At 45.7% G+C, this 20206-nt stretch carries 18 protein-coding genes; 7 read left to right on the top strand and 11 right to left on the bottom strand.

The window, feature by feature from the left end:
- Nucleotides 1-127: 127 nt before the first annotated feature.
- Both OH459_RS12960 and OH459_RS12955 read right to left on the bottom strand, forming a co-directional pair.
- Nucleotides 128-2551: a formate C-acetyltransferase/glycerol dehydratase family glycyl radical enzyme gene (locus OH459_RS12960; RefSeq protein ID WP_269987028.1), complete on the bottom strand. Its 2424-nt coding sequence runs from the start codon at nucleotides 2549-2551 to the stop codon at nucleotides 128-130.
- Nucleotides 2552-2553: 2 nt separating this feature from the next.
- The gene (locus OH459_RS12955) at nucleotides 2554-3495 is read right to left on the bottom strand and encodes a glycyl-radical enzyme activating protein (protein WP_050934778.1); all 942 of its coding nucleotides are present in this window, start codon (nucleotides 3493-3495) and stop codon (nucleotides 2554-2556) included.
- A gap of 255 nt (nucleotides 3496-3750) precedes the next feature.
- Between OH459_RS12955 and OH459_RS12950 the strand changes: the two genes are divergently transcribed.
- Entirely contained in the window at nucleotides 3751-4425 is a 675-nt protein-coding gene (locus OH459_RS12950; protein ID WP_269987026.1) for a fructose-6-phosphate aldolase, read from the top strand.
- 238 nt (nucleotides 4426-4663) lie between these two features.
- Here OH459_RS12950 and OH459_RS12945 read toward each other — a convergent pair whose 3' ends face one another.
- From OH459_RS12945 to OH459_RS12930, 4 genes are all read right to left on the bottom strand, one after another.
- Nucleotides 4664-5092 (bottom strand): ribosomal maturation YjgA family protein, encoded by a 429-nt coding sequence (locus OH459_RS12945; RefSeq protein WP_269987025.1) that lies wholly within the window; start codon nucleotides 5090-5092, stop codon nucleotides 4664-4666.
- Nucleotides 5079-6419: a cell envelope integrity protein CreD gene (gene creD / locus OH459_RS12940; RefSeq protein ID WP_269987023.1), complete on the bottom strand. Its 1341-nt coding sequence runs from the start codon at nucleotides 6417-6419 to the stop codon at nucleotides 5079-5081. The genes OH459_RS12945 and creD overlap by 14 nt, the downstream gene beginning before the upstream one ends.
- A gap of 75 nt (nucleotides 6420-6494) precedes the next feature.
- The gene (creC, locus tag OH459_RS12935) at nucleotides 6495-7937 is read right to left on the bottom strand and encodes a two-component system sensor histidine kinase CreC (protein WP_269987155.1); all 1443 of its coding nucleotides are present in this window, start codon (nucleotides 7935-7937) and stop codon (nucleotides 6495-6497) included.
- Complete coding sequence (locus OH459_RS12930; protein WP_269987021.1) at nucleotides 7937-8647, bottom strand: response regulator; 711 nt, start codon at nucleotides 8645-8647, stop codon at nucleotides 7937-7939. Before OH459_RS12930 ends, creC begins: the two co-directional genes overlap by 1 nt.
- A gap of 261 nt (nucleotides 8648-8908) precedes the next feature.
- On the opposite strand from OH459_RS12930, the gene OH459_RS12925 reads away from it, so the two are divergent.
- The gene (locus OH459_RS12925) at nucleotides 8909-9421 is read left to right on the top strand and encodes a DUF2799 domain-containing protein (protein WP_256893089.1); all 513 of its coding nucleotides are present in this window, start codon (nucleotides 8909-8911) and stop codon (nucleotides 9419-9421) included.
- Nucleotides 9422-9447: 26 nt separating this feature from the next.
- On the opposite strand, the gene OH459_RS12920 is transcribed toward OH459_RS12925, so the two are convergent.
- Together OH459_RS12920 and OH459_RS12915 are read right to left on the bottom strand one after the other, a co-directional pair.
- Nucleotides 9448-9906 carry a GNAT family N-acetyltransferase gene (locus tag OH459_RS12920; RefSeq protein WP_009697975.1) on the bottom strand — a complete coding sequence of 153 codons (459 nt, stop codon included), beginning with the start codon at nucleotides 9904-9906 and terminating at the stop codon, nucleotides 9448-9450.
- 91 nt (nucleotides 9907-9997) lie between these two features.
- On the bottom strand, nucleotides 9998-10468 hold the full coding sequence (locus OH459_RS12915) for a GNAT family N-acetyltransferase (protein ID WP_026138289.1): 471 nt from the start codon (nucleotides 10466-10468) through the stop codon (nucleotides 9998-10000).
- A 132-nt stretch (nucleotides 10469-10600) separates the two neighbouring features.
- Between OH459_RS12915 and OH459_RS12910 the strand changes: the two genes are divergently transcribed.
- Complete coding sequence (locus tag OH459_RS12910; protein WP_009697977.1) at nucleotides 10601-11791, top strand: MFS transporter; 1191 nt, start codon at nucleotides 10601-10603, stop codon at nucleotides 11789-11791.
- A complete protein-coding gene (gene yidZ, locus OH459_RS12905; RefSeq protein ID WP_050937156.1) occupies nucleotides 11766-12737 on the top strand; it encodes an HTH-type transcriptional regulator YidZ in 972 nt (323 codons plus the stop codon). Before OH459_RS12910 ends, yidZ begins: the two co-directional genes overlap by 26 nt.
- A gap of 44 nt (nucleotides 12738-12781) precedes the next feature.
- Here the strand turns inward: yidZ and OH459_RS12900 are convergent, their stop codons facing one another.
- Nucleotides 12782-13672 (bottom strand): alpha/beta hydrolase, encoded by an 891-nt coding sequence (locus OH459_RS12900; RefSeq protein ID WP_005453194.1) that lies wholly within the window; start codon nucleotides 13670-13672, stop codon nucleotides 12782-12784.
- A gap of 148 nt (nucleotides 13673-13820) precedes the next feature.
- On the opposite strand from OH459_RS12900, the gene OH459_RS12895 reads away from it, so the two are divergent.
- The gene (locus OH459_RS12895) at nucleotides 13821-14738 is read left to right on the top strand and encodes a LysR family transcriptional regulator (RefSeq protein ID WP_009699284.1); all 918 of its coding nucleotides are present in this window, start codon (nucleotides 13821-13823) and stop codon (nucleotides 14736-14738) included.
- A gap of 8 nt (nucleotides 14739-14746) precedes the next feature.
- Here the strand turns inward: OH459_RS12895 and OH459_RS12890 are convergent, their stop codons facing one another.
- Nucleotides 14747-15622 (bottom strand): aspartoacylase, encoded by an 876-nt coding sequence (locus OH459_RS12890; RefSeq protein ID WP_005453205.1) that lies wholly within the window; start codon nucleotides 15620-15622, stop codon nucleotides 14747-14749.
- A gap of 61 nt (nucleotides 15623-15683) precedes the next feature.
- Nucleotides 15684-16562, bottom strand: coding sequence for a 6-carboxytetrahydropterin synthase (locus tag OH459_RS12885; RefSeq protein ID WP_269987013.1), 879 nt, complete (start codon nucleotides 16560-16562; stop codon nucleotides 15684-15686).
- 202 nt (nucleotides 16563-16764) lie between these two features.
- Between OH459_RS12885 and OH459_RS12880 the strand changes: the two genes are divergently transcribed.
- Together OH459_RS12880 and OH459_RS12875 are read left to right on the top strand one after the other, a co-directional pair.
- Nucleotides 16765-17634 (top strand): DMT family transporter, encoded by an 870-nt coding sequence (locus tag OH459_RS12880; RefSeq protein WP_017189666.1) that lies wholly within the window; start codon nucleotides 16765-16767, stop codon nucleotides 17632-17634.
- 392 nt (nucleotides 17635-18026) lie between these two features.
- Nucleotides 18027-20201: an FUSC family protein gene (locus OH459_RS12875; protein WP_038899275.1), complete on the top strand. Its 2175-nt coding sequence runs from the start codon at nucleotides 18027-18029 to the stop codon at nucleotides 20199-20201.
- The last annotated feature ends 5 nt before the right edge of the window (nucleotides 20202-20206 follow it).

Here is a 20206-nt window from a genome sequence, read left to right as displayed (position 1 = left end):
TCTTTTTAATTTTCTCCCACCCTATTGAAACCACTCAATTAATCAATCAGTTATGCAACTAAACACGATACAGCTCAAATAGAAAAAGGCACTGATTGGTGCCTTTTGTTTTACTTAGTGAGTGTACTTACAGCTCGTGCTCGGTACGTGCGATGATGTCGTCTTGAGCATCTGGTGATAGCGCGGTGAAGAAGGCTGAGTAGCCTGCAACTCGCACAACAAGATCACGATATTGTTCAGGGTTCTTCTTCGCAGCTAGCAAGGTCTCACGAGAGACGATGTTGTATTGCACATGCCAACCCTTGTGGTGGTTGAAGAAGGTGCGAATCAGCATAGAGAGCTTGAGCTTATCCCCTTCAGACTCAACCGCCGCCGGGCTTAACTTCTGGTTAAGCAGCACGCCACCAAGGATCTTATTCGCTTGGATCTTACCGACCGAGTTGTACACAGCTGTTGGACCTAAACGGTCTGAGCCAGACGACGGGCTTGCACCTTCTGCCAATGGCGTTTTCGCTTTGCGGCCGTCTGGCGTTGCCATGGTTGAAGCACCAAATGGGACGTTTGCCGAGATACTTGATGTACCTGCGTAGTAACCGCCGCCAATTGGACCACGCCCATGACGCGTATTAACAAACTGTTCTAGCTCATCAATGTACACTTGGTACGCGTCTGCCAGTAGTTGGTCTACCGCGTCATCATCATTACCGTATTTTGGTGCAAAGTTGATAAGACGTTGGCGAAGCTGCTCGTTCTCCATGCCGTCGAAATCTTCTGCCAATGCTTTTGCCAACTCTGGTTGGGTGATTTGCGCATCATCGAAAACAAGGTGCTTGATGGCTGCTAGGCTGTTACCTAAGTTTGCGATACCGACTTGTAAGCCAGATACCCAATCGTATTTCGCACCACCCTCTTTCACGGTTTTACCGCGAGCCAAACAGTCATCCACTAGCGTTGAACAGAAGATGTCTTGAGCTTGCTGTTCAAGTACGCTGTCGACGACTGTATCAATCTCAATCGATTTGCGGGTGTAGTAGCGGATTTGCTCTGCCCAAGAAGCCGTTACTTGCTCAAAGTTCTCAAAGTTGCCTTTTGCTAATGACTTATCGTGCGGCAAGAAAGCTTTACCCGTTGTTGCATCCACACCTTCGTTCAATGAAGCGAGCAGGATACGAGCAAAGTTAATGAAGCTCATGCCCGTACAACGGTAACCCCATTTGCCCGGAACCGCCGTCTCGATACAACCGATAGATGCGTAGTTGTACGCGTCTTCTTTCTCTACGCCAAGCTTGATGAATTCAGGAATGACAATCTCATCGTTGTTGAAAGCAGGCATGCCGAAGCCACATTTAATCACTTCAACACAGCCCATCAGGAATTCTTGGTTTAAACCTTCATGGTAACGCACACTCAAGTTAGGTTGCGTCGAACGTAACTGACCACAAGATTCCAGAATCGCCCAAGAAAGGGGATTCACAGCGTCTTCAGGCTCACCCTTTTCATTCAACTTCTGACCGCCGATACAGACGTTTTGATACAACGGAGAACCTGCGGAGGCTTTTGAGTGCGCGCCAGAGCGAATCTTGTTTACTTCAAGCAGCTTCAACCAGCAGCTTTGTAAAAGCTCTAGTGCAAAGTCTTTTTCAATCGCGCCGTTTTCGATATCGCGAACATAAAATTCGTTTAGGAATTGGTCCATACGACCGAAAGAAACCGAGTGACCATTCGATTCGATTTGTAGCATCAACTGAACAAAGTAGCTCAATTGCAGTGCTTGCCAGAAGTTTTCTGGTGCGTGGCTTGCTACATGACGACAGTTTGCAGCAATGCTATCTAATTCAGCTTTGCGTAGGGGGCGTGTCTCTTCTAACGCCATTTTTGCCGCCAATTCAGCGTAGCTCACCATGTGGTCTTGAATCGCAAGCAGTACGATTTCGACTGATTTATAGAACTGCTCTTTCTTCAAGCCTTCAAAGGTCGAAACATCATTTTTAGCACGGTGCTGACGAACATCCTCTAGCAAGCCGTTCATGCCTAGCTTCAAGATTTTCTCGTTATCCACCGCAAGGTGCGCGTCACCCGAAGTCATGTTGCCTTCAGCTTTAATGATGGTGCTGGCTAAGATTTCTTGCAGCTCATCAGTGAACAAGCCATAACAACGGTCTTGAACGGTTTTACCGCGCCAGTACGGTGTGATGCTGTGAATACTTTGCTTATCTTCTTCAGTGACAGCAAAGCCTGCACCAGGGCGGTCGGCTAGCTCATCAATTTCCGCTTCAATCCAACGTACAGTGTATTCTGGGAAAATAGGCGCAGCGCGTACTTTGCTCGCTTGGTTACCGACGATCAATTCATCGTGTTTAATCCAAATCGTACGAGTGCGTAAGTGCTCTTGCAGTGCTAGCGCACGTTGGACAATCACAGGTTTGTCTTCGTTTGCTTGATAAGCACGAGTGTATGCCTCTGCACGCTCGGTACAGACAGGTGGCGTTACGATATTTACCAGTGCCGATTTGTGCGCTTTGATACGCTCAGGAAGGTAATTCAGGTCCATAGTTAACCTCTTACAATCACGTTAAGTTGGGTGTTTTCGCTTGCGTATTGCATGGCGCTTTCTAGCAGTTCTGGTTTGTTTAATGGCTTGTCAGAACACTCGTAAGGCATATCGAGCAAACGGTATTTATTGATGCCGAGCGTGTGGTACGGCAGCAAGTGAAGTTCTTGGCAGCTTTCTAGTGAAGCCGCAAAATCGATGATGTCTTTCAACTCTTCGATGGTGTCATTGAACCCCGGCACCACTGGAACGCGAATCACAATGCGTTTCGCGATAGGTGCCAGTTTTCGGAAATTGTCTTTGATGCGTTTTAGTGAACCTTTCGCCCAGCTAAGAAACTTCTCTTCATCGGTATGTTTTAAATCCGCCAACCAGCAATCAATATGCGGCGCGGCTTTTTCGACGTTCTTCCACGGCACATGCATGCACGATTCAATAGCGGTAGAGACTTGGTTGTCATGCAGACGCTGTGCGAGTTCTGCCACCAAATCCGCTTGCATGAGTGGCTCACCACCGGAGAAGGTCACACCACCTTGGCTTTGGTCGTAGAAAGGTTTGTCTTTCATTAAGGTGTCGAACAGCATGTCTGATTTCGCCTCTTCACCGCAGACGGTCAGTGCTTGCGTAGGACAGACGTTTCGCAGCGCGATCAGTTGGTCTTCTTTGATGGTTTTGCGATTGATGATGATCTGGTTGTCGATGCGTTGAATACCATCACCCATCGTTTCACTACCCGCAGTGTTTAGAGTTGTGGCTTGATAAGCAGAAACGCACAGTTGGCAACCTTCCATACAGCTTCGCTGATCAAACAGCAGTGAATGCTTTTCGCTGCGACTTTCTGGGTTTTGACACCAAGGGCAAGACAAGCTGCATCCTTTAAGAAAAAGAATGGAACGAATGCCATCGCCATCATGGGTAGAGAATCGTTGGATATTGAAATACATCTCTGCTTGCCTCTTGGTCTGTGCTACCGCTGTGTACCTAATTTGCTTCTTTGCTCGTTGAGTCTTATGTACAGCTTTTCTTTGTTCGAACTGAAAGCTTCATTTGAGCGTTTACAAGTTTCACTTAACTTTCATTTAATGAAATTATTATAGTTTCAAATGAAACTTCAATTGATCGAAATCAAGATCTCGTTCGATTGTCAGATCTATAGTGATCCCATCATCAAAACGAAGATTTTGTTTAAGGTAGAAACCATGATTGAACTTTATTTAGATACTGCTGATGTGGCAGAAGTAAAACGCTTTAACCAGTGCCTACCGCTAAAAGGCGTGACGACAAACCCAAGCATTTTGGCGAAGTCAAAACAGGGACTGAATGAAACCCTAGCAAGCATGCAAGAAGCACTTGGCGGTGCATCTCGCTTTCATGCTCAAGTCGTGAGTTCAACCGTCGAAGGTATGGTGGCAGAAGCGCGCCAACTGAATGAATTGCCTTACGATATGGTGGTAAAAGTGCCAGCCACAGAAACCGGATTAGCAGCAATTAAGCTAATGAAAAAAGAGGGAATTCAGGTTCTTGCTACCGCTATCTATTCAGCTCAACAAGGTTTCCTTGCAGCACTGTGCGGTGCAGACTACCTAGCACCTTACGTAAACCGCATTGATGCGATGAACGGCAACGGTGTTGAAGTGGTCGCGGATCTTCAATTACTGCTCGATCAAAACCAACTACCAGCGAAGATTTTGGCAGCCAGCTTCAAGAACACTCAACAAGCGATGGAAGTGATGAAACTGGGCATCGAAGCCATTACATTGCCAACCGATGTGGCGGCACAAATGTTCGCTCACCCAGCAGTAAAACCGGCGGTTGAACAGTTCGATAAAGACTGGAAAGAGACGTTCGGCGATAAACTTTCATTTGAAAGCTAATTAAAAGTAGCAGCTAGACGTCTCAATGAATAATAAAGGTAGTCTTAACTCACCTGTGCGCCGGTGAGTTAAGATTCCCTTTTGTATTTCATATAAAGAGGTGAGGTTTACAGCAGCTCTCTATTAGTCAGTGACCAAAGGTACACGCGCTTGAGTAAACTGATTTTGAGCCTCTTACGAATACCTCGTTTGGAATGTCGAAGTCGGCTTGGCAAAGCAATGGCTTTCATCTCGGCTTTCATTTCTTTTCTATCCACCAACACAGTAGACCTCCGATGCAGTAAGCCAGCAGATCTTTCCAATCAAATGTGGCGCCCCAAATTACAGCCAGAGGCGATGAAGATTCGATACCAAGCCAAGCTGCGACCTGAAGCAGTTGCCCCAACTCGACGGCAAACGCAATCAACACCACCAGTGAAACCAGCCAGTTAACAGGCATGGAGAACAAACTTGCAAGAAAGTAGTAGAGCCAAACCACAACGAGAACATCACCAAATGTCGGACGAATAAAGTTGTCTCGAACATAGAGCGCAATAACGACTAATGCGATAAAACACACCAAGCTTTTCAGTCCATTTTTTGCAGATAATCGCAGGTGGATAGCGGATGTCTCTTCCACCATATCGCTTGGCTGACCAGTGAGAATTGCTCGTTTAAACATCTTCATGATTCGCCTTTGCGCTTTCTTCTGCTTTCTTATTTCGTGCGTACCAGTCGATGTTGCGTGTAATGACCATAGTGAAGCTCAAAATCGCGAAACACAGTAATGTCCCCATGACCAATGCGTAGCTCTCTGCTTGTAGCAAGCCAAATAGCAATCCGTAGAGAATGAGCAAACACGCTCCGAATATCGCGCCGTGTTTGGTGTTGCTCAACATACCGCTCACGTACACACTTAAAAGCCCCGTCGATGCGACTGCTGACACCACATATGCCCAGTTGAAGCCGAGGTGTTCACTCATCGAAATCAGCAACAGATAGAAAAGCGCTAAAGCCAGACCAATAAAGCCGTATTGCACTGGGTGCACCGGACGCGCTTGGAATAGCTCCAGTAAGAAGAAACTCGCAAATACTAATGTAATAACCAACAATGAATAGTTAACGGCTCGGTGAGACTTCAAATAGTGGTCTACGGGATCAATCAAATCTACGCCCATTTGTCGCTGTTCAAGCTCGTGACAAGCGTGATTCGACGACAAACAGCTTTGGAACAGCTGCGCGATATTGGTAGAGAAGTTATTGCTCGCCCACTGTGCTTTAAATCCATCTTCAGATACTTCTGATGACACTGGTAAGTAATCACCGATAAAGCTTGGATGCGCCCAAGTTGAAGAGAGTTCAACCGTTGTTTGACTGCCGATTGGTGTGACTTGAAGCTGACCCATACCTTGCAGTAAGAAGTTAAGATCGAACGTCAGAGGTTGTTCTTCGTTTAGGTCTGCGAGTGTCAGAGCACTGTGGAAGCCTTGTGGTAACTGATCTAACCCCGTTCCCGGTGCGACTTCGATTTCAGAGCTCGCCATGGTCATGTCATCCAAACGAATCAATCCACGGCTGTCTTCAATGCCAACCACTAGGCTCATGTTTTCAATATCAAGCCCCTGCAACGCCGCGAGATCGTCTGCATCAAAAGTGCCTTTCAGTGCTACTTGTGCTTTGTATAAACGCGCGCGGTAAATACCTCGGTATTTTTCAAAACTGTCCAGATTCGCGCTCATATCAAAAGTGCTGGGTAAAAGGAATTTACGACGCTCTTTAATCTGTACTTTGTCATCTCGGTAACTGGTTTCGGTGTAGTTAACCATGATGAATGGACCAATGATGCGCTGCTCGCCGCTGCTACTGCGTGCGATGTCGTTTCTGACTTCATCTTGGCGATATGAGCGTTCTGAGATCAGCCCAGTGACCATTGAAAGCGGGATTTGCAGTAAGACAAACAAAAACAGCACGAATGCGAACTTCGTGCCGAGTTGGTTATTGAGGATCTTTTTCATGTTTCATTCTCCATTTGCTGATGGGAGTAATCTAAATCAGCAATTTGGAGAACGAATGGAGCTAATGTGGAGTTTCTATGGAGTTGGTAAAACCAGCGTCACTTTCACGCCAGAATCGACGTTTTCGACTTGCAACTTACCCTTGTGCAGTTTGATCACTTGCTCAACAAAATTCAGTCCGAGCCCAGTGCTCTTAACACCATTTTCCCGAGCGAGGGAGTAGAAGCGCTCGGTTAAACGAGGCATTGCATAGTCGGGAATGTGAGGACCTGAATTGAAAATCGACAGGCACACTTTCTCTTTCGCGACCTCAGCTTTCCATTCAATGCATCCCTCCGAATCAACAAAATCCAGCGCATTGTCCATCAAGTTAAAAACGGCTTGTTTCAGTAAGAAAGCATCACCAAGCACGGAGAGATGGTCATCAATTTGGATGTTGGCAGTGACCGACTTAGCACTCAAACGCGCATCCGCCGATTCAACCACTTCATTGACCATTTGTTTTAGCGAGATAGCTTCGACTTGTTCTAACTCGGGGCGCTTTTCAAGGCGAGCAAGTTCGAGCAACTTATCAATCAATGACTGCATGCGGTCGCTTTCTCGCTCAATGTTGCCAGCAAAGCGCGCGACCTTTTCTTCAGGCAACGGCATTTGCAATATTTCACTCGCGCCTTTAATCGCTGATAACGGGCTTTTCAGCTCATGAGTCAGCGTCTGTACGTACTCTTCCACATACTGTTTACCATCGAGCTGGTTGCGCATTTTCTCCAATGCGTCGCTTAGCGTGCCGTACTCATAAAAGATACGAAATGTTGGCTTAGAAACCTTTTCGCCCTCACCCATTTTGGTCGCGTAGTCTTCTAGCTTGTTCAGTGCCGAGTGAATTCGCCAAGCAAACAATGCCCCTGCCAAAAGCACTAAACCACTCATCCACACCATCCAAAACAACACATTGCGTTTAGACAGATCGATGAAGGGTTGTACTGAGCGATTGGATTTTGCCACCGTCACGCTGCCAATGATTTCGCCTTTGTGGTAAATGGGCGCAGCAACATGCATAACGGTTGAGAGCGGATCTTTCGGGTCTTCGATGGTACTGCGCGCGCCGTATTGACCACGCAACGTGAGATACACATCGTTCCATTGTGAGTAGTCTTTGCCTACGTCTTGCTGCCAAGAATCCGCAATCACAATACCTTGTTTGTCGGTGATGTAAATTCGATGGTTAATCGCTTTTTTACCAATTTCCCAAATGCGCGCTTGAGGTTCTCGCTGCCCATAAGCCGCTAGCAGTTTGGAGAAGCGACTCTCAGACAACTTGTCGTTCGCGACGTCTTCTTCCGCCAATACCGCGAGTAAGTTCGCCATATCTACCAGCGTCTCTTCAGTGGTTTGACGTACGGTTGGCTTAAGTTCTTGGACGACAGTTTTGCTCACCATGTAAGCCGTCATCCCGACTAAGATGAAGTAGAGAAAAAACAGTCTGAGTCCAAGCGGGATCTTCGGCCAGCGATTCATCATTCACCTTTAATGCAGTAGAAGTAACCAAAGCCACGCTTGGTACAGATACGTTCAGACATCCCAAACGGCTTCAACTTATAGCGAATAGCTTTGATATGAGTATCGATATTGCGCTCGTACGCAGCCTCTGGCGCCATGTCTGCCGCGATCATAAGTTGCTCTCGACTCAATACATTAGAAGAGACGGAGATCAGCTTATCGAGGATCTTAAATTCGACCGCAGTTAACCCAAGCATTTGTCCACGGACACCATAATCAAAGTTCTGCGCAACCAAACCGTGGCTAAATTGAGGTTGTTCTGGAACAGCCACAGGCTCTGGTTTGTGCTCCATCATTGGCGTTTTGGCTTTGATTCTAAGCTTAATGCGCGCCAGCATTTCACGCGGGCTAAATGGCTTAGTCACGTAATCATCCGCGCCAATCTCCAAGCCCACTACACGGTCAATTTCATCGCTTCTTGCGGTGAGAAAGATAATTGGAATATCAGAAAACTCACGGATAGCTTTGCAAAGCTCAAAGCCGTTGCCGTCTGGCAAGCCAACATCCAATACAAGCAAAGCCGCGGTATTGTGCTGCAAAAAAGCGAAACCTTCTCCTGCCGTTGCAAACCACTCTACGTGGTAGCCATCCATCTCCAATACATGAATCAAGTTGTCGGCAATAGCAGATTCATCCTCGATAATGACAACGGTTGATTGGTCACTCAATGTCTAAACCTCATTGACTATATTTATCTTAATGTCGTTGTTGCGTGTCTACTTTGATGCAAAGGCTATCGAATTGATACAACAAAGGCAAAATCCGTGAACAATATTAATCAAACTCGAACTCATTCAGCGAATTGAACTTATCACTGATACTGATGACTCACTACAATTGCGAATACAATGATTTCAACTATTGATATGAACAGTGTTCATTTTACACTCAACCATATCAATTCGATTTTGTTTAAAGGACAGTAACTGATGAAAAGAGCGCTAATCCCCCTAGCAGTACTCACTTTGCTCTCTGGTTGCACCAGCATGTCTCCAGATGAGTGTAAGACAGCAGACTGGTACAGAGTAGGCTACAAAGATGGGCAGGAAGGTAACAATCCGAGCATCATTAACAGCTACGCTGAAGACTGTGGTGAAGCGGGTGTCACTCCAGATCAAGAACAGTGGAAAGAAGGCTTTGATAAAGGCACGATTCTTTACTGCTCACCAGACAATGGCTATACCGTCGGTATTGAAGGGAAAGAATATTATGGTGTGTGTAGCAATAAACAGTTCATTGAAAACTATCAGTTAGGTCATCAAGAGTACCAACGCCAACAGCGCATCCAAGAGATCGATAATGAAATTTCTATCATCGATAATCAACTGGATAACAACCCAGATAAAGACAACGCTAAACGCTTAAAAGAGAAGAGAAAGCGATTGGCTGACGAACGTTCAAACCTCTTGTCGCCAACCATCAATTTCAATTTGAACTTCTAATTTCAACTCACTATCAATCAATGACCCTAGCTCAATTCTAGGGTCATAAACTGGCTATTTGGATCGAGTTCGTAGTCACCAAACGGATCGCAATACACAAAGCCATGCTTTTCATACAACAGGCGCGCAGGTTTAAAAAATTCCATCGAGCCAGTTTCTAAACTTAAGCGCTGCAACCCTTTTTGCTTCGCTTGCTCAATTACATGAATCAATAATTGAGACGCCACACCTTGGTTTCTTGCCGCTGGCGTGGTGCGCATGGATTTAAGCTCAGCATGTTGATCATCCAACTCTTTAATCGCTGCACACCCAAGCAGTTGCTCATCCTTCCATCCGGTCCAAAATGTTACTTCTGGCGCTTTGAGCTTAGCTAAATCTAACGCATGCACACTCTCTGGCGGCGATGTGGCATACATGTCTTGTAGATGTTCTTCTAGTAATGCGATTACGGCTGTTCTTTCTAAATTGTCGACTTCAATTTTCACATATCGTCCTTGAGAGTTCGTGGTTATTCATTCAGTTGCATCAAATTTATTGCAAAATTTTAGTAGGTACAATCTATTGCTTTGTTCTTCTTTACAATTCCTGTCGCATGATGTGCTGAGGTCCAACTGGTCCACCATGATAAAGCTCATTAGTATCTTCAAAACCCGCCTTTAGGTAACACTGATAGGCGGGGACGTTTCGACAATTAACCGTTAGGTAGAGAAATTCAAATGTTGGATAGTGCAACTTAACAAAGTCCCTAAACAAACCAATGGCTTGCTTCGCAATACCTTTGCCTTGATGGCGACGATCCACCAGTAATGAGCGAACACCTAAACTTCTTTGAGGGCAAAAGTCATAATCTTCACTGTACGCAGCATCAAATAAAAAGAACCCGACCACACGATCATCTTCAAGGATCAAATGAGGCAGCTCTGTCGGTTTAAGACTTTCCAATCGCTGACCAATATTCTCAACCGTAAACTGAGCTTGATCTTCCAAGACTTGCAGCTCAATGGTTTGCGCGTGTCGACATGGCGTATACTTTTCAATAGTAATCATGGTCATCCTTGTTGAATTTACGTTCGATTTATACAGGGTATGTCGTAAATGGAAATACCTACGGTCGCAATTCCCACTCGCTGGCAAACGTTTCACACATTATGATCCTCACCAATTGTTAGTGAGGTTGCCATGTTCCGTTTTTTGCTTTGTAGTTTTTCCCTTGTATTACTCTATCCTACCGCGATTGATCTTTACCTTGTAGGTTTGCCTCAAATTGCCGCGGATTTAAACGCCAGTGAATCACAGTTACACATTGCGTTCTCTATCTACCTTGCCGGTATGGCAACGACTATGTTGTTTGCAGGAAAGATCGCCGACTCCATTGGTCGAAAACCTGTTGCTATGGTTGGCGCTGCGATCTTCATTGCAGCATCACTACTTGGTAGCATGGCTGAGCAGTCCGAGGCGTTTTTAATTGCTCGATTTACCCAAGGTATTGGAGCTGGCTCTTGCTATGTGGTTGCTTTTGCCATTCTTCGCGACACGTTGGATGACAAACGTCGCGCGAAGGTACTATCTATGCTCAACGGCATTACCTGCATCATTCCTGTCATCGCCCCCGTTGTTGGCCATCTCATTATGCTCAAATTCCCTTGGCCAAGCCTGTTCACCACAATGGCAGGCATGGGTGTGGTGGTTTGTTTGCTTTCAACCTTGGTGCTCAAAGAATCAAAACCTAACGTAATACCACAACAAAGCGCCGCTTCAGCTTCTAACCAAGAAACCTTCTGTGAGCGCTTTTTTATTAGCCGACTCATCATTACTGCCATTGGCGTGACAACCATTCTTACCTACGTGAATGTCTCTCCAATGCTGGTGATGGGCGAACTTGGTTTTGATCGTGGTGGCTATTCTTCTGTCATGGCAGGCACGGCACTCGTCAGTATGCTCACCTCTTTTTCTGCGCCATTGGCTTTGTCTTATTTTAAACAACGTACACTGATGCTGACGTCGCAAACCGTGCTTGTCAGTGCTGCGATGGTGATTGGTTTTGCGCATCTAGACCAATGGGGAATCCCATTTTACTTATTCGGATTTGGGCTGATTTGCGCTGGCTTCTCGATTGGCTTTGGCGTGGCCATGAGTCAAGCGCTCAGCCCATTCTCTCAACGTGCAGGTGTAGCAAGCTCATTGCTGGGCATCGCTCAAGTGTGTTGCTCTGCGATCTACATCTGGTTCATGGGATTGATTGGCGTTAATGCGCTGAATATGTTGGTGTTTATCTTAGCAATAGGTGGCGTAATCAGCTTGGCTCTAATACTATTTATTCCTAAGCCTGCTCATGAAAGCCACTATGAAGAAATCACTAGTCCGTCTTGATCTCAACTTATTGTTCACTCTGCAATTGCTGCTGCAAGAGCAGAGTGTTTCCAAAGCGTCGAAGAAATTAAACGTTACGCCGTCAACGGTAAGTAAATCGCTCAATAAGCTTCGTGACTGGTTTGATGATCCTCTGTTTGTCAAAACACCGAAAGGATTAGCGCCGACTCCGTTAGCACAAAGCATGGAGCAAGATCTGGCGGAATGGCTACAAATTGGCAGCCAAATTGCGGAAAAACGCAGCGATATAGCACCAAAAGGCGTACGCTTTGATTTGACAATTGAATCCCCGTTAGTGCTGACGATTCTTGATGATCTTCTTATCGCAATCCACCAGCGTTACCCGGATGCTAAAGTCAAAACCAGTAATTGGGATTATGATTCACTCGATGCGATTGTGCGTGGAGAAGCAGACATCGGCTTTACCGGAAGAGAGAGCCATCCCCGCTCGAAAGAGTCACTCGACCTGCTCCCTTACTTCCTCGATTTTGAAGTGCTGTTCTCAGACCTACCTATGGTGTACCTGCACAAAGATCACCCTGCTTTGAAGCAGGAATGGAATCTTGAGACCTTTTTGAGCTATCAACACATCAATATTGTTTGGGAAAAGAGTGAAACATGGGCATTGGATGAAGTATTGAGTGAACTGGGCTTACAGCGCTCAATTGGCTTAACCATGTCGAGCTTTGAGCAGTCTCTATTTATGGCCGCACAGCCACACCACAATATGCTGACCACCGCACCGCAATACTGTGAAAGTTACACCAAGAAGCTACACCCAGATTTGGTGTGTCTACCCATTCCATTGGAACAAACTCAACAAGATAAACTGCTGATCCCGTTCACCATGATTTGGCACAAACGTAATGCGTACAACCCAAAACTGGTGTGGTTACGAAATACCATTAAGTCACTTTATGGTTGTTCCAGTGACATCGATAAATAGCAAAAGGGGCGATATTCTCGCCCCTTTTTCTTCTAATGGTGTGATTAGCTAAAAAACTCAATGATCTGCTCAACAGCTTGATCAACGTATTCGTCTTCGTCATAGAGCCCAATGTGATTCGCACCTTCAATTCTAATCAATTGTTTAGGCTGCGAAGCCGCATCAAACATTTGCTCACTTTCGTATGCGGAATCCGCTTCTGTACCGACAATCATCAGCAGTGGTGTCGGTGTCAGGTTTGCAGCAATATCCAACGCAGAAAAGTTAGCCAACGTCTCATAAGACCAAGGCAAAAACTTGCTTTCGTATAAGCCTTTTGCTCCGCGCTCTGTCATGTAGTACTGGTAGAACTCTCTAAACAGACGTGGCATTTCCTCACTGTCTTCAGTTGGTGCATGAGGCAGAAAATCAATCTGCCCAGTAGCAAGATAACGTTCTCTCGCTTCATTACCTTTAAGCAGTAAATCTAACAAACCCTCTCGACCAATTACGTTGTGATAAAAACCTCGGTGATCAAAGTAAGCACTCACAGTCGCAAGTGATTTTACGCGTCTATCTGTCGCAACGGCGTGAGCTAAATACCCGCCGCCAGAACAAACACCTAACCCATGGATTTGCTCGTTGTTCACATACGTTAAAGAACGTAAATAAGTGACCCCATTGCGGCAATCCTCCGCTTTACTGTATGGGTTCTCATGAAATCTTGGTGCACCTTCACTCGCGCCAAAACTGGCATGGTCAAACGTTAATACCACAAATCCCTTGGCAGCAATTTTCTCGGCGTAGATTCTTACCGTCTGCTCTTTCACACCCGCCTGTGGCGCTGCAATCAAAACCGCGGGTAAAGGATTCTCCACTACGGATGGACGATGAATTTCCGCTGCAAGTCGGTTGCCATTGCTGAAAAATGAAGCCTCATATCTTGTTACTGTCACTCGATTCACTCTCTATGGTTAACGGTTTTTTAGACGATAGAGATGAGCATTCACAAACATTTGTACTCTGCTCCTCTCTTTTAAACCAGTATAAGGAGCGCTATTATTCAGATATATATAGGCATTATGAAAACACTGTTAGGTTTACATGAACAATCTATCTTGGCGAGGTATTCGAGCGTTTATTTATGTGGCGGAATGTGGAAGCTTTACCTCCGCAGCCGAAGCGATGGGCGCATCAAAGGCAAACGTGAGTCAGCTCGTGAGTGAATTAGAGTCCTCGCTAGGTGTTCAATTGCTTTATAGAACCACACGTCAGCTTCGCCTTACTGAAATTGGCGATGGCTACTTTCGCAAGTGCAAAGAAGCAATGCTACAACTGGATGCCGCCGCAGAGTGGGCACAGCAAACCACCAGCGAAATTAAGGGTCGGATCCACATGAATTCTGTCGGAGGACCGATTGGCGAAGAGCTCATTGCACCATTGGTGATGAGTTTTCAATCCGCCTACCCGAACGTAGAAGTAGAGCTCGATTTCTCAAAACATCGCGTTGATCTTATTGAAGATAGCTACGACTTAGTCCTCCGTGTCGGCGAAATGCCAGACTCCACTCTCATCGCGCGCCGACTCACCACACTTCGCACGCACTATGTCGCAAGTCCAGATTTTCTGGAACGACACCCGAACATCCTCGTCCCAGAAGATCTTAAAGCCTTGCCTTTGATTCATGGCAGTGTTGATCATTGGATTATGAAAAATCACAAAGAGCAGCGCATTATCAATGTAGGGCAAGGTATTAAAGCGGCTACTGGCAGGACCATGCGGCACGCGGCGGTTTCTGGACTAGGGGTAACGCGACTAACCGATGTGTACTGCCATGCTGATTTGGCATCAGGGAGACTTATCGAAGTACTCCCGGAATGGTCAGAAAAAACCTTACTTTCGCTCGTCTGTCCGCCAGTCAAATATCAACTACCAAGAGTCAAAATGCTTATGGACTGGATAAGCGACCGATTCGAAGAACACTATAAACAGTTCAGAATTGAGGGCGAACATTCAAGCTAAGCTCGGTTTCAATCACTCGTGCGAACGCATTTTTTCTCAGCAAGTGCCATAGCGATATTGGCTTTGCTGTACGCACTCTCGTTGATGAAATGCGGATAGATATCCTGTTTGCCTTCCCAGAAAATATCGTAACCAAAGAAGGTCGCGAGTAGTGGTTCGCCCGGTTTGACTACCTCGAAATCTCGTCCACAGATCATAGGATGTACTGTCGCGACACGCATACCATCGTGGTCGACAGGGATCATGACTTCTTCGGTGTAAAAATACGCGTCGTAGTCGTTCAACTCACCAACACGATCAAGGTTATGCTGTTCAAGGTAATCCAATACCATGGTCAGCATCTTTTTCATCAGCTCTAGAGTCTCGTACTTTAGCGAGCCATGTGATTGAGCTCCAACTTCGATCATCACGCCATGCTGCCCGGTGGTGCACAAATAAGGTTGGTCATCCCACGCTTTTCTGTCTTCAAACAAGATGTTGGCTTCAGGCATGCGTTGCTTCACATACGCCCCCATCTTGCGATAGAACACGTCATTAGAAACCAAAATCAAGGTCGCCCCCATGTTACTGGTGGTGTTGTGTAGATCGATGATCAATTGATTCTCTTGGCGAGCGTGTACTTGCGTGAATTGCTGCGCGATTTCAGTTTCTTGCTGAGTCGCAGGCGATGATCGATTCGCCAAGGCAAATTCACGGTTGAGATCGGTCTCCACATAACGAACGTTTTGCTTTACCGCTTCAGGGTTGCCAAGCACACACTGAGTATTGAACGTCGAACGGTCGGCCACATAGAGGCGATCTTTGATGAGCTTTTGAAGATAAATGCCAGAAAGCTCGTTACCATGCGTACCTGCCACGAGCAGAACACGATTAAGTTTGTCCATAAAAGTGATATTCCAAATATTGAGTAAAAGTGAGTTTTAATTGAGATTGAGCAGCGCCCTCTTAGCGAAACGCCATCGCTCCTTTTCCCACACCTTCATAGGCGATAATTTGCAGTGACTGCCCCTCATTTAATGAAGGAGCAATTTCATTAGCGATAAATACGGCAAGAAGTTCCACCGTTGTATCCGTGTTCAGCACTTCGGTTTCACTGTGTGCAATCGCTAACTGGAAGTCCCCTTGAGACGTGGTGTAACAAAAGCCAAAGTGGGTATCGCTACTGCTGCCATTAGCGTGTTCACTCAACTCTAAATGCTCAACTTCAACTAAGTCTTCGATGGAGGCGAGATAGATATCTTGCCAACGCTGTGCAAAAGCGTGCTCGCGTTCGATATCACGCTGCCCATCAACCAGAATTTGGATCGGTGAACGATGTCCGTGTGCGATACGCTGACAATTACCATCGTGTTTTTTTAAACCGTGGGTGTAGTGATAGTAAGCGCCATCGAGTTTTTCATGACGTAAGGTCACATCAATCGATGCCACATTACTCGGTAGATGACCTTGTAGAACATGGTGAATGTGTTTCGTCACGCTCTCTATTGAGATTTCTTTAGCATCAACAAAGCAAAAGGCTTCATCCGGACAATGTAGATGAATGCCCTTTTCACCACGCATAAGGTCGACTTGGGAATAGCCTGATTGAATACTTGTGGTTTCCACCGCGTCATTATCTACGGGAACAAGCAAACGGTGATCAACATATTGATCGACCAATTGTTTGATTTGCTTCTTCACTTTCGAGAAATCCAGCACCATGCTCATCTCATTGAGATCGCCATGCATTACGACATCCAGAATCCAGCTCTCGCCGACCATGCCTCGTTTTTCACACAAGTACGATGCATCAATAACCGTGAGATCATTAACAAATAGATTCAACCCGAATTCCTCATTCTGTATTTATTACCGAACCAAATTGTTATGTTATAACAATTACTATTTTCACTCAATTTGGCAAGACTTCGATATCTCAATGCACCATGAGTGTGCGTTTTCAGCTATAACTAATCACTTTATCAACTAATTAGCTTCTTATGTTTGGCGCTACACTGCGTATCTTGCTTAGGATTGAGGATAAGGAATGTCGACATTTTTACTGACCGCGATTGCTATGTTGGCGTTTGCTGCCAATTCACTGCTGTGTCGCTTAGCATTAGCAGCAGGTCTCATAGACGCGGGCAGCTTCACCCTTATCCGTTTACTCTCTGGTGCAGTCACCTTAGTTGCCATCCTACTTCTGAGAGGAAACTTTCGCAGCCAGCTACCGACAACCAAATTCAGTCTGTTTGCAGGAGTAGCCTTATTTGGATATGCCGCCCTGTTTTCTTTCGCCTATATAAAACTAGCAGCTGGAACCGGAGCCTTGTTACTTTTTGGTGCTGTACAGCTGACCTTACTCGCCCTTTATTGGTGGCAAGGGCAGCGCTTTAAATCGCTCGAAGTGTTAGGCATTGCGGTGTCGTTAGCGGGGTTTGCTTGGCTCATGCTGCCATCGGCAACTCGACCAGATGTCTGGTCTGCTGTATTGATGGTACTTTCCGGTGTTTGCTGGGCAGGCTTCACCGCTCTAGGTAAACACGCCCCAACTCCGAGCAGTGGGATTACTTGGGGGTTCATTACCGCTTCCATCTTAGGACTCTTACTTTCCCCACTGTTATTAGATTCAATTCAAGTAACCTTAAAAGGTACATTATTAGCCATTGCATCGGGTGCTATCGCCTCAGGTTTTGGTTATGTACTTTGGTATCAGGTAATGCAAAAGTTATCTCTGTTACAAGCAGCGGTTAGCCAGCTTTCTGTTCCTGCCATCGCTCTGATTTTAGGTAGCATATTGTTAGGTGAAGCCCTGACCCTACATTCGTTAATAACCAGTGCTATCATTCTTGGCGGCATTGCATTGGTCTTTTTATCTCGCTCCCAAAAATCCAAAACCACATCTACAAGCCAGTAAAAAACAAAAACTTCCCTCTCAACTTATTCCTCATCATCTATGCTTTTTGTTAGGCACTTGTTTTCACAATAATTTGGAAGTGAGCAAGACCTAACATGCTGGCGATGAGCCTTGAATAGAAATTTGGTTTGATAATTCCTGCAAAACTGTATCAGTAATGAGACTTTCTAGTTAAACGTTTTCTTGGTCGTTTTTCCTCCCACACTATGAGCAACGGGGCTCGAAGAACGATTTAGGCTTTTCAGTCCGATTGGGTTTTGACAAAGGATTTACAAACCTCTTCATTTCAATCGCTATATTCCGCGTCCGCAATTTTTTCAGAACGAAATTCTGATTATTGATTGAATAAATTCATCCACTTACAAGCATAAGCCTGAGCTAACGTTGACACTATGAACGAGAAAATCAAATTCGCCACAAAAGTAGCGCTTAGTCTAACTCTGGCTTATCTGATCCCGTTTGCAATGGGTTGGCCGCAAGCATCTACCGCGGCTACGACAGTCATGTTAATCGCTTCTACCGGTAGTCGACGTGAGTCTCTCGCCAAAGGCACATTGCGTGTGCTGGGTACTTTGGTAGGTGCGGTAATCGGTTTGTTGCTCGTCGGTATGTTTGCCCAAGATCGCTTGCTGTATATGCTCAGCGTTTCTGTCGTTGTTTCCTTTATTTTCTATTTCCGCAACGCGTACCAAAAAGACCCAACCTTACTTGCCTTAACTGGCGTAATGGTCTTAATGATGTCGAATGGTGGAGATGCAGAAGGCGCATTCATGTATGGCGTTGATCGCGCGTACATGACGATCTTTGGTGTAGTGCTTTACACCTTGGTGGGCACATTCCTATGGCCGACCAAGACAGAGCAAAATCTGCGTCAGCTCATTGAGCAACTAAATCAAGCTCAACAAGCGTTGTTTAATGCCATTTTGCAAAACTTCGAACAAAAAACAGCGCTACAACAGGATGTGGTCACCAATGTGGAAGCGACTGAAAACGATGAAGCACCGTCACCAACCATCGATGAGTTGTTAGAAAAAGTATTCGCCGCACAAAACGCGCTAGAACAACGCTTTGCAACCGTCAGTGTCGAGTGCAGTGATGTCTCGGCCTATATGAAAGAGTGGCAACTCGCGGTCCACTTCAATAAGCAAATCACTCAAGAGCTTAGCGTGGCTGCACATAGTCACTTTAGCCACCAGCAAGACCGAAGCTGTATCAACAACTTTGATCAAGCGACTCAAGAAATCCAACAACTGTTCAAGATCAGTCAAGAGATGTGGGCCAACGAGGGAGCGGCTTACCGAGCTCAAGAATTAAACATCGAATACAACCAAGCTGCGCTGGCAGACGCGTCTCACCTTGTGAAAGGCTCAGCACTCACACTTGGTCACTTACTTAAACTCATGCACCAAAGCTTGTCTCGCTTAGCTGAGAGCATTAGCTGTATTGATTCTGTGACCAACAATGTGTCGTTTAAGCAAGAATTGCCGAAGCAGAAGAGTAAGTTCCTTTGGTGGGATGCTGAGAACTTCAAAACCGCAGTGAAAACCTTCACCACCTACTGGGTGGCAGGGTTAATTTGGATTTATTTCAACCCGCCAGGTGGCTACTCGTTTGTTACCTTCTCAACCATCTTTATGTCACTGCTGTCGTTTGTACCTGTTCACCCATTCATGTTGCTGATTTTGTTTACGTTTGGCTTCCTATTTGCAGTGCCTTCGTACGTCTTTATTTTGCCGGGTTTAGAGCTAGGTGCCGAACTGGGCTTGTTCATCTTTATCTATACCTTTATCGGTTTCTATCTATTCAAAGGACCGGTGACCATCTTCTATATGATTGGCTTGTTCGTGCTCGGTCTCGACAACAATATGACCTATCACTTTGGCATCCTAATGACGATCATGACCTTGTTCTACATGGTGGTGTTCATGATCATTTTCGCTCATTACTTCCCTTTCAGTTCACGTCCAGAGCATTTGTTCTTAACGCTGAAAGAGCGGTATTTCAGGCATGTTGGTGACCTATTTGCTAGCTATCACCAACAATCTGAGTCCTCTTTTAAAAAGCTGAAACGTTCTTTGCATTTGGTGACACTAAACGTCTCTTCCAAAAAACTGATGGTTTGGGGCTCAAAGATCAACCACAAGTTATTTGATAAAACGCCGCCAGAGACCATCGGCGCATTCAGCAAGTCATGCAATGCCCTAAGTAACCACGTCAACATTTTGATTGCTGCCGAACAAAAGCTGTTAAGTAACCGACTTATCAAACAGTTACGCGGCAAGCATACCGATTCCATATTACCTCTGATGGCTGGCGCACTAGCAAGCCATCAGACGACCGACGAGCTCAATTCTGTGTTCGAACAATACAGCCAAGATTACCAATCCTTTGAAAATAAACTGGAAGAATTCTTTAGTGAGTTGGATTTATCTGACTACGCTTATTCAGAGATAGCCGGTTTTTATATCTTGCTGAATTTAAAACGGAACGTGTTCGAAGCAATAAACCAATGCAAGCAAACCTACGAGGATATCGATTGGGTGAACTTACGTCAGAAGCGGTTTTAAAGGTG

The sequence above is a fragment of the Vibrio sp. MM46 genome, assembly GCF_027587135.1.
In the GTDB taxonomy this organism is placed as follows: domain Bacteria; phylum Pseudomonadota; class Gammaproteobacteria; order Enterobacterales; family Vibrionaceae; genus Vibrio; species Vibrio harveyi.
Note: the sequence above shows the minus strand (reverse complement) of the source record. Positions and strands in the feature narration are given on the sequence as shown.

Bases quoted from the DNA above. Each gene is read 5' to 3' on its own strand.
- OH459_RS12960 (WP_269987028.1), bottom strand. From the start codon at position 2,551: ATGGACCTGAATTACCTTCCTGAGCGTATCAAAGCGCACAAATCGGCA.
- OH459_RS12955 (WP_050934778.1), bottom strand. From the start codon at position 3,495: ATGTATTTCAATATCCAACGATTCTCTACCCATGATGGCGATGGCATT.
- OH459_RS12950 (WP_269987026.1), top strand. From the start codon at position 3,751: ATGATTGAACTTTATTTAGATACTGCTGATGTGGCAGAAGTAAAACGC.
- OH459_RS12945 (WP_269987025.1), bottom strand. From the start codon at position 5,092: ATGAAGATGTTTAAACGAGCAATTCTCACTGGTCAGCCAAGCGATATG.
- creD (WP_269987023.1), bottom strand. From the start codon at position 6,419: ATGAAAAAGATCCTCAATAACCAACTCGGCACGAAGTTCGCATTCGTG.
- creC (WP_269987155.1), bottom strand. From the start codon at position 7,937: ATGAATCGCTGGCCGAAGATCCCGCTTGGACTCAGACTGTTTTTTCTC.
- OH459_RS12925 (WP_256893089.1), top strand. From the start codon at position 8,909: ATGAAAAGAGCGCTAATCCCCCTAGCAGTACTCACTTTGCTCTCTGGT.
- OH459_RS12915 (WP_026138289.1), bottom strand. From the start codon at position 10,468: ATGATTACTATTGAAAAGTATACGCCATGTCGACACGCGCAAACCATT.
- OH459_RS12910 (WP_009697977.1), top strand. From the start codon at position 10,601: ATGTTCCGTTTTTTGCTTTGTAGTTTTTCCCTTGTATTACTCTATCCT.
- yidZ (WP_050937156.1), top strand. From the start codon at position 11,766: ATGAAGAAATCACTAGTCCGTCTTGATCTCAACTTATTGTTCACTCTG.
- OH459_RS12895 (WP_009699284.1), top strand. From the start codon at position 13,821: ATGAACAATCTATCTTGGCGAGGTATTCGAGCGTTTATTTATGTGGCG.
- OH459_RS12890 (WP_005453205.1), bottom strand. From the start codon at position 15,622: ATGGACAAACTTAATCGTGTTCTGCTCGTGGCAGGTACGCATGGTAAC.
- OH459_RS12880 (WP_017189666.1), top strand. From the start codon at position 16,765: ATGTCGACATTTTTACTGACCGCGATTGCTATGTTGGCGTTTGCTGCC.
- OH459_RS12875 (WP_038899275.1), top strand. From the start codon at position 18,027: ATGAACGAGAAAATCAAATTCGCCACAAAAGTAGCGCTTAGTCTAACT.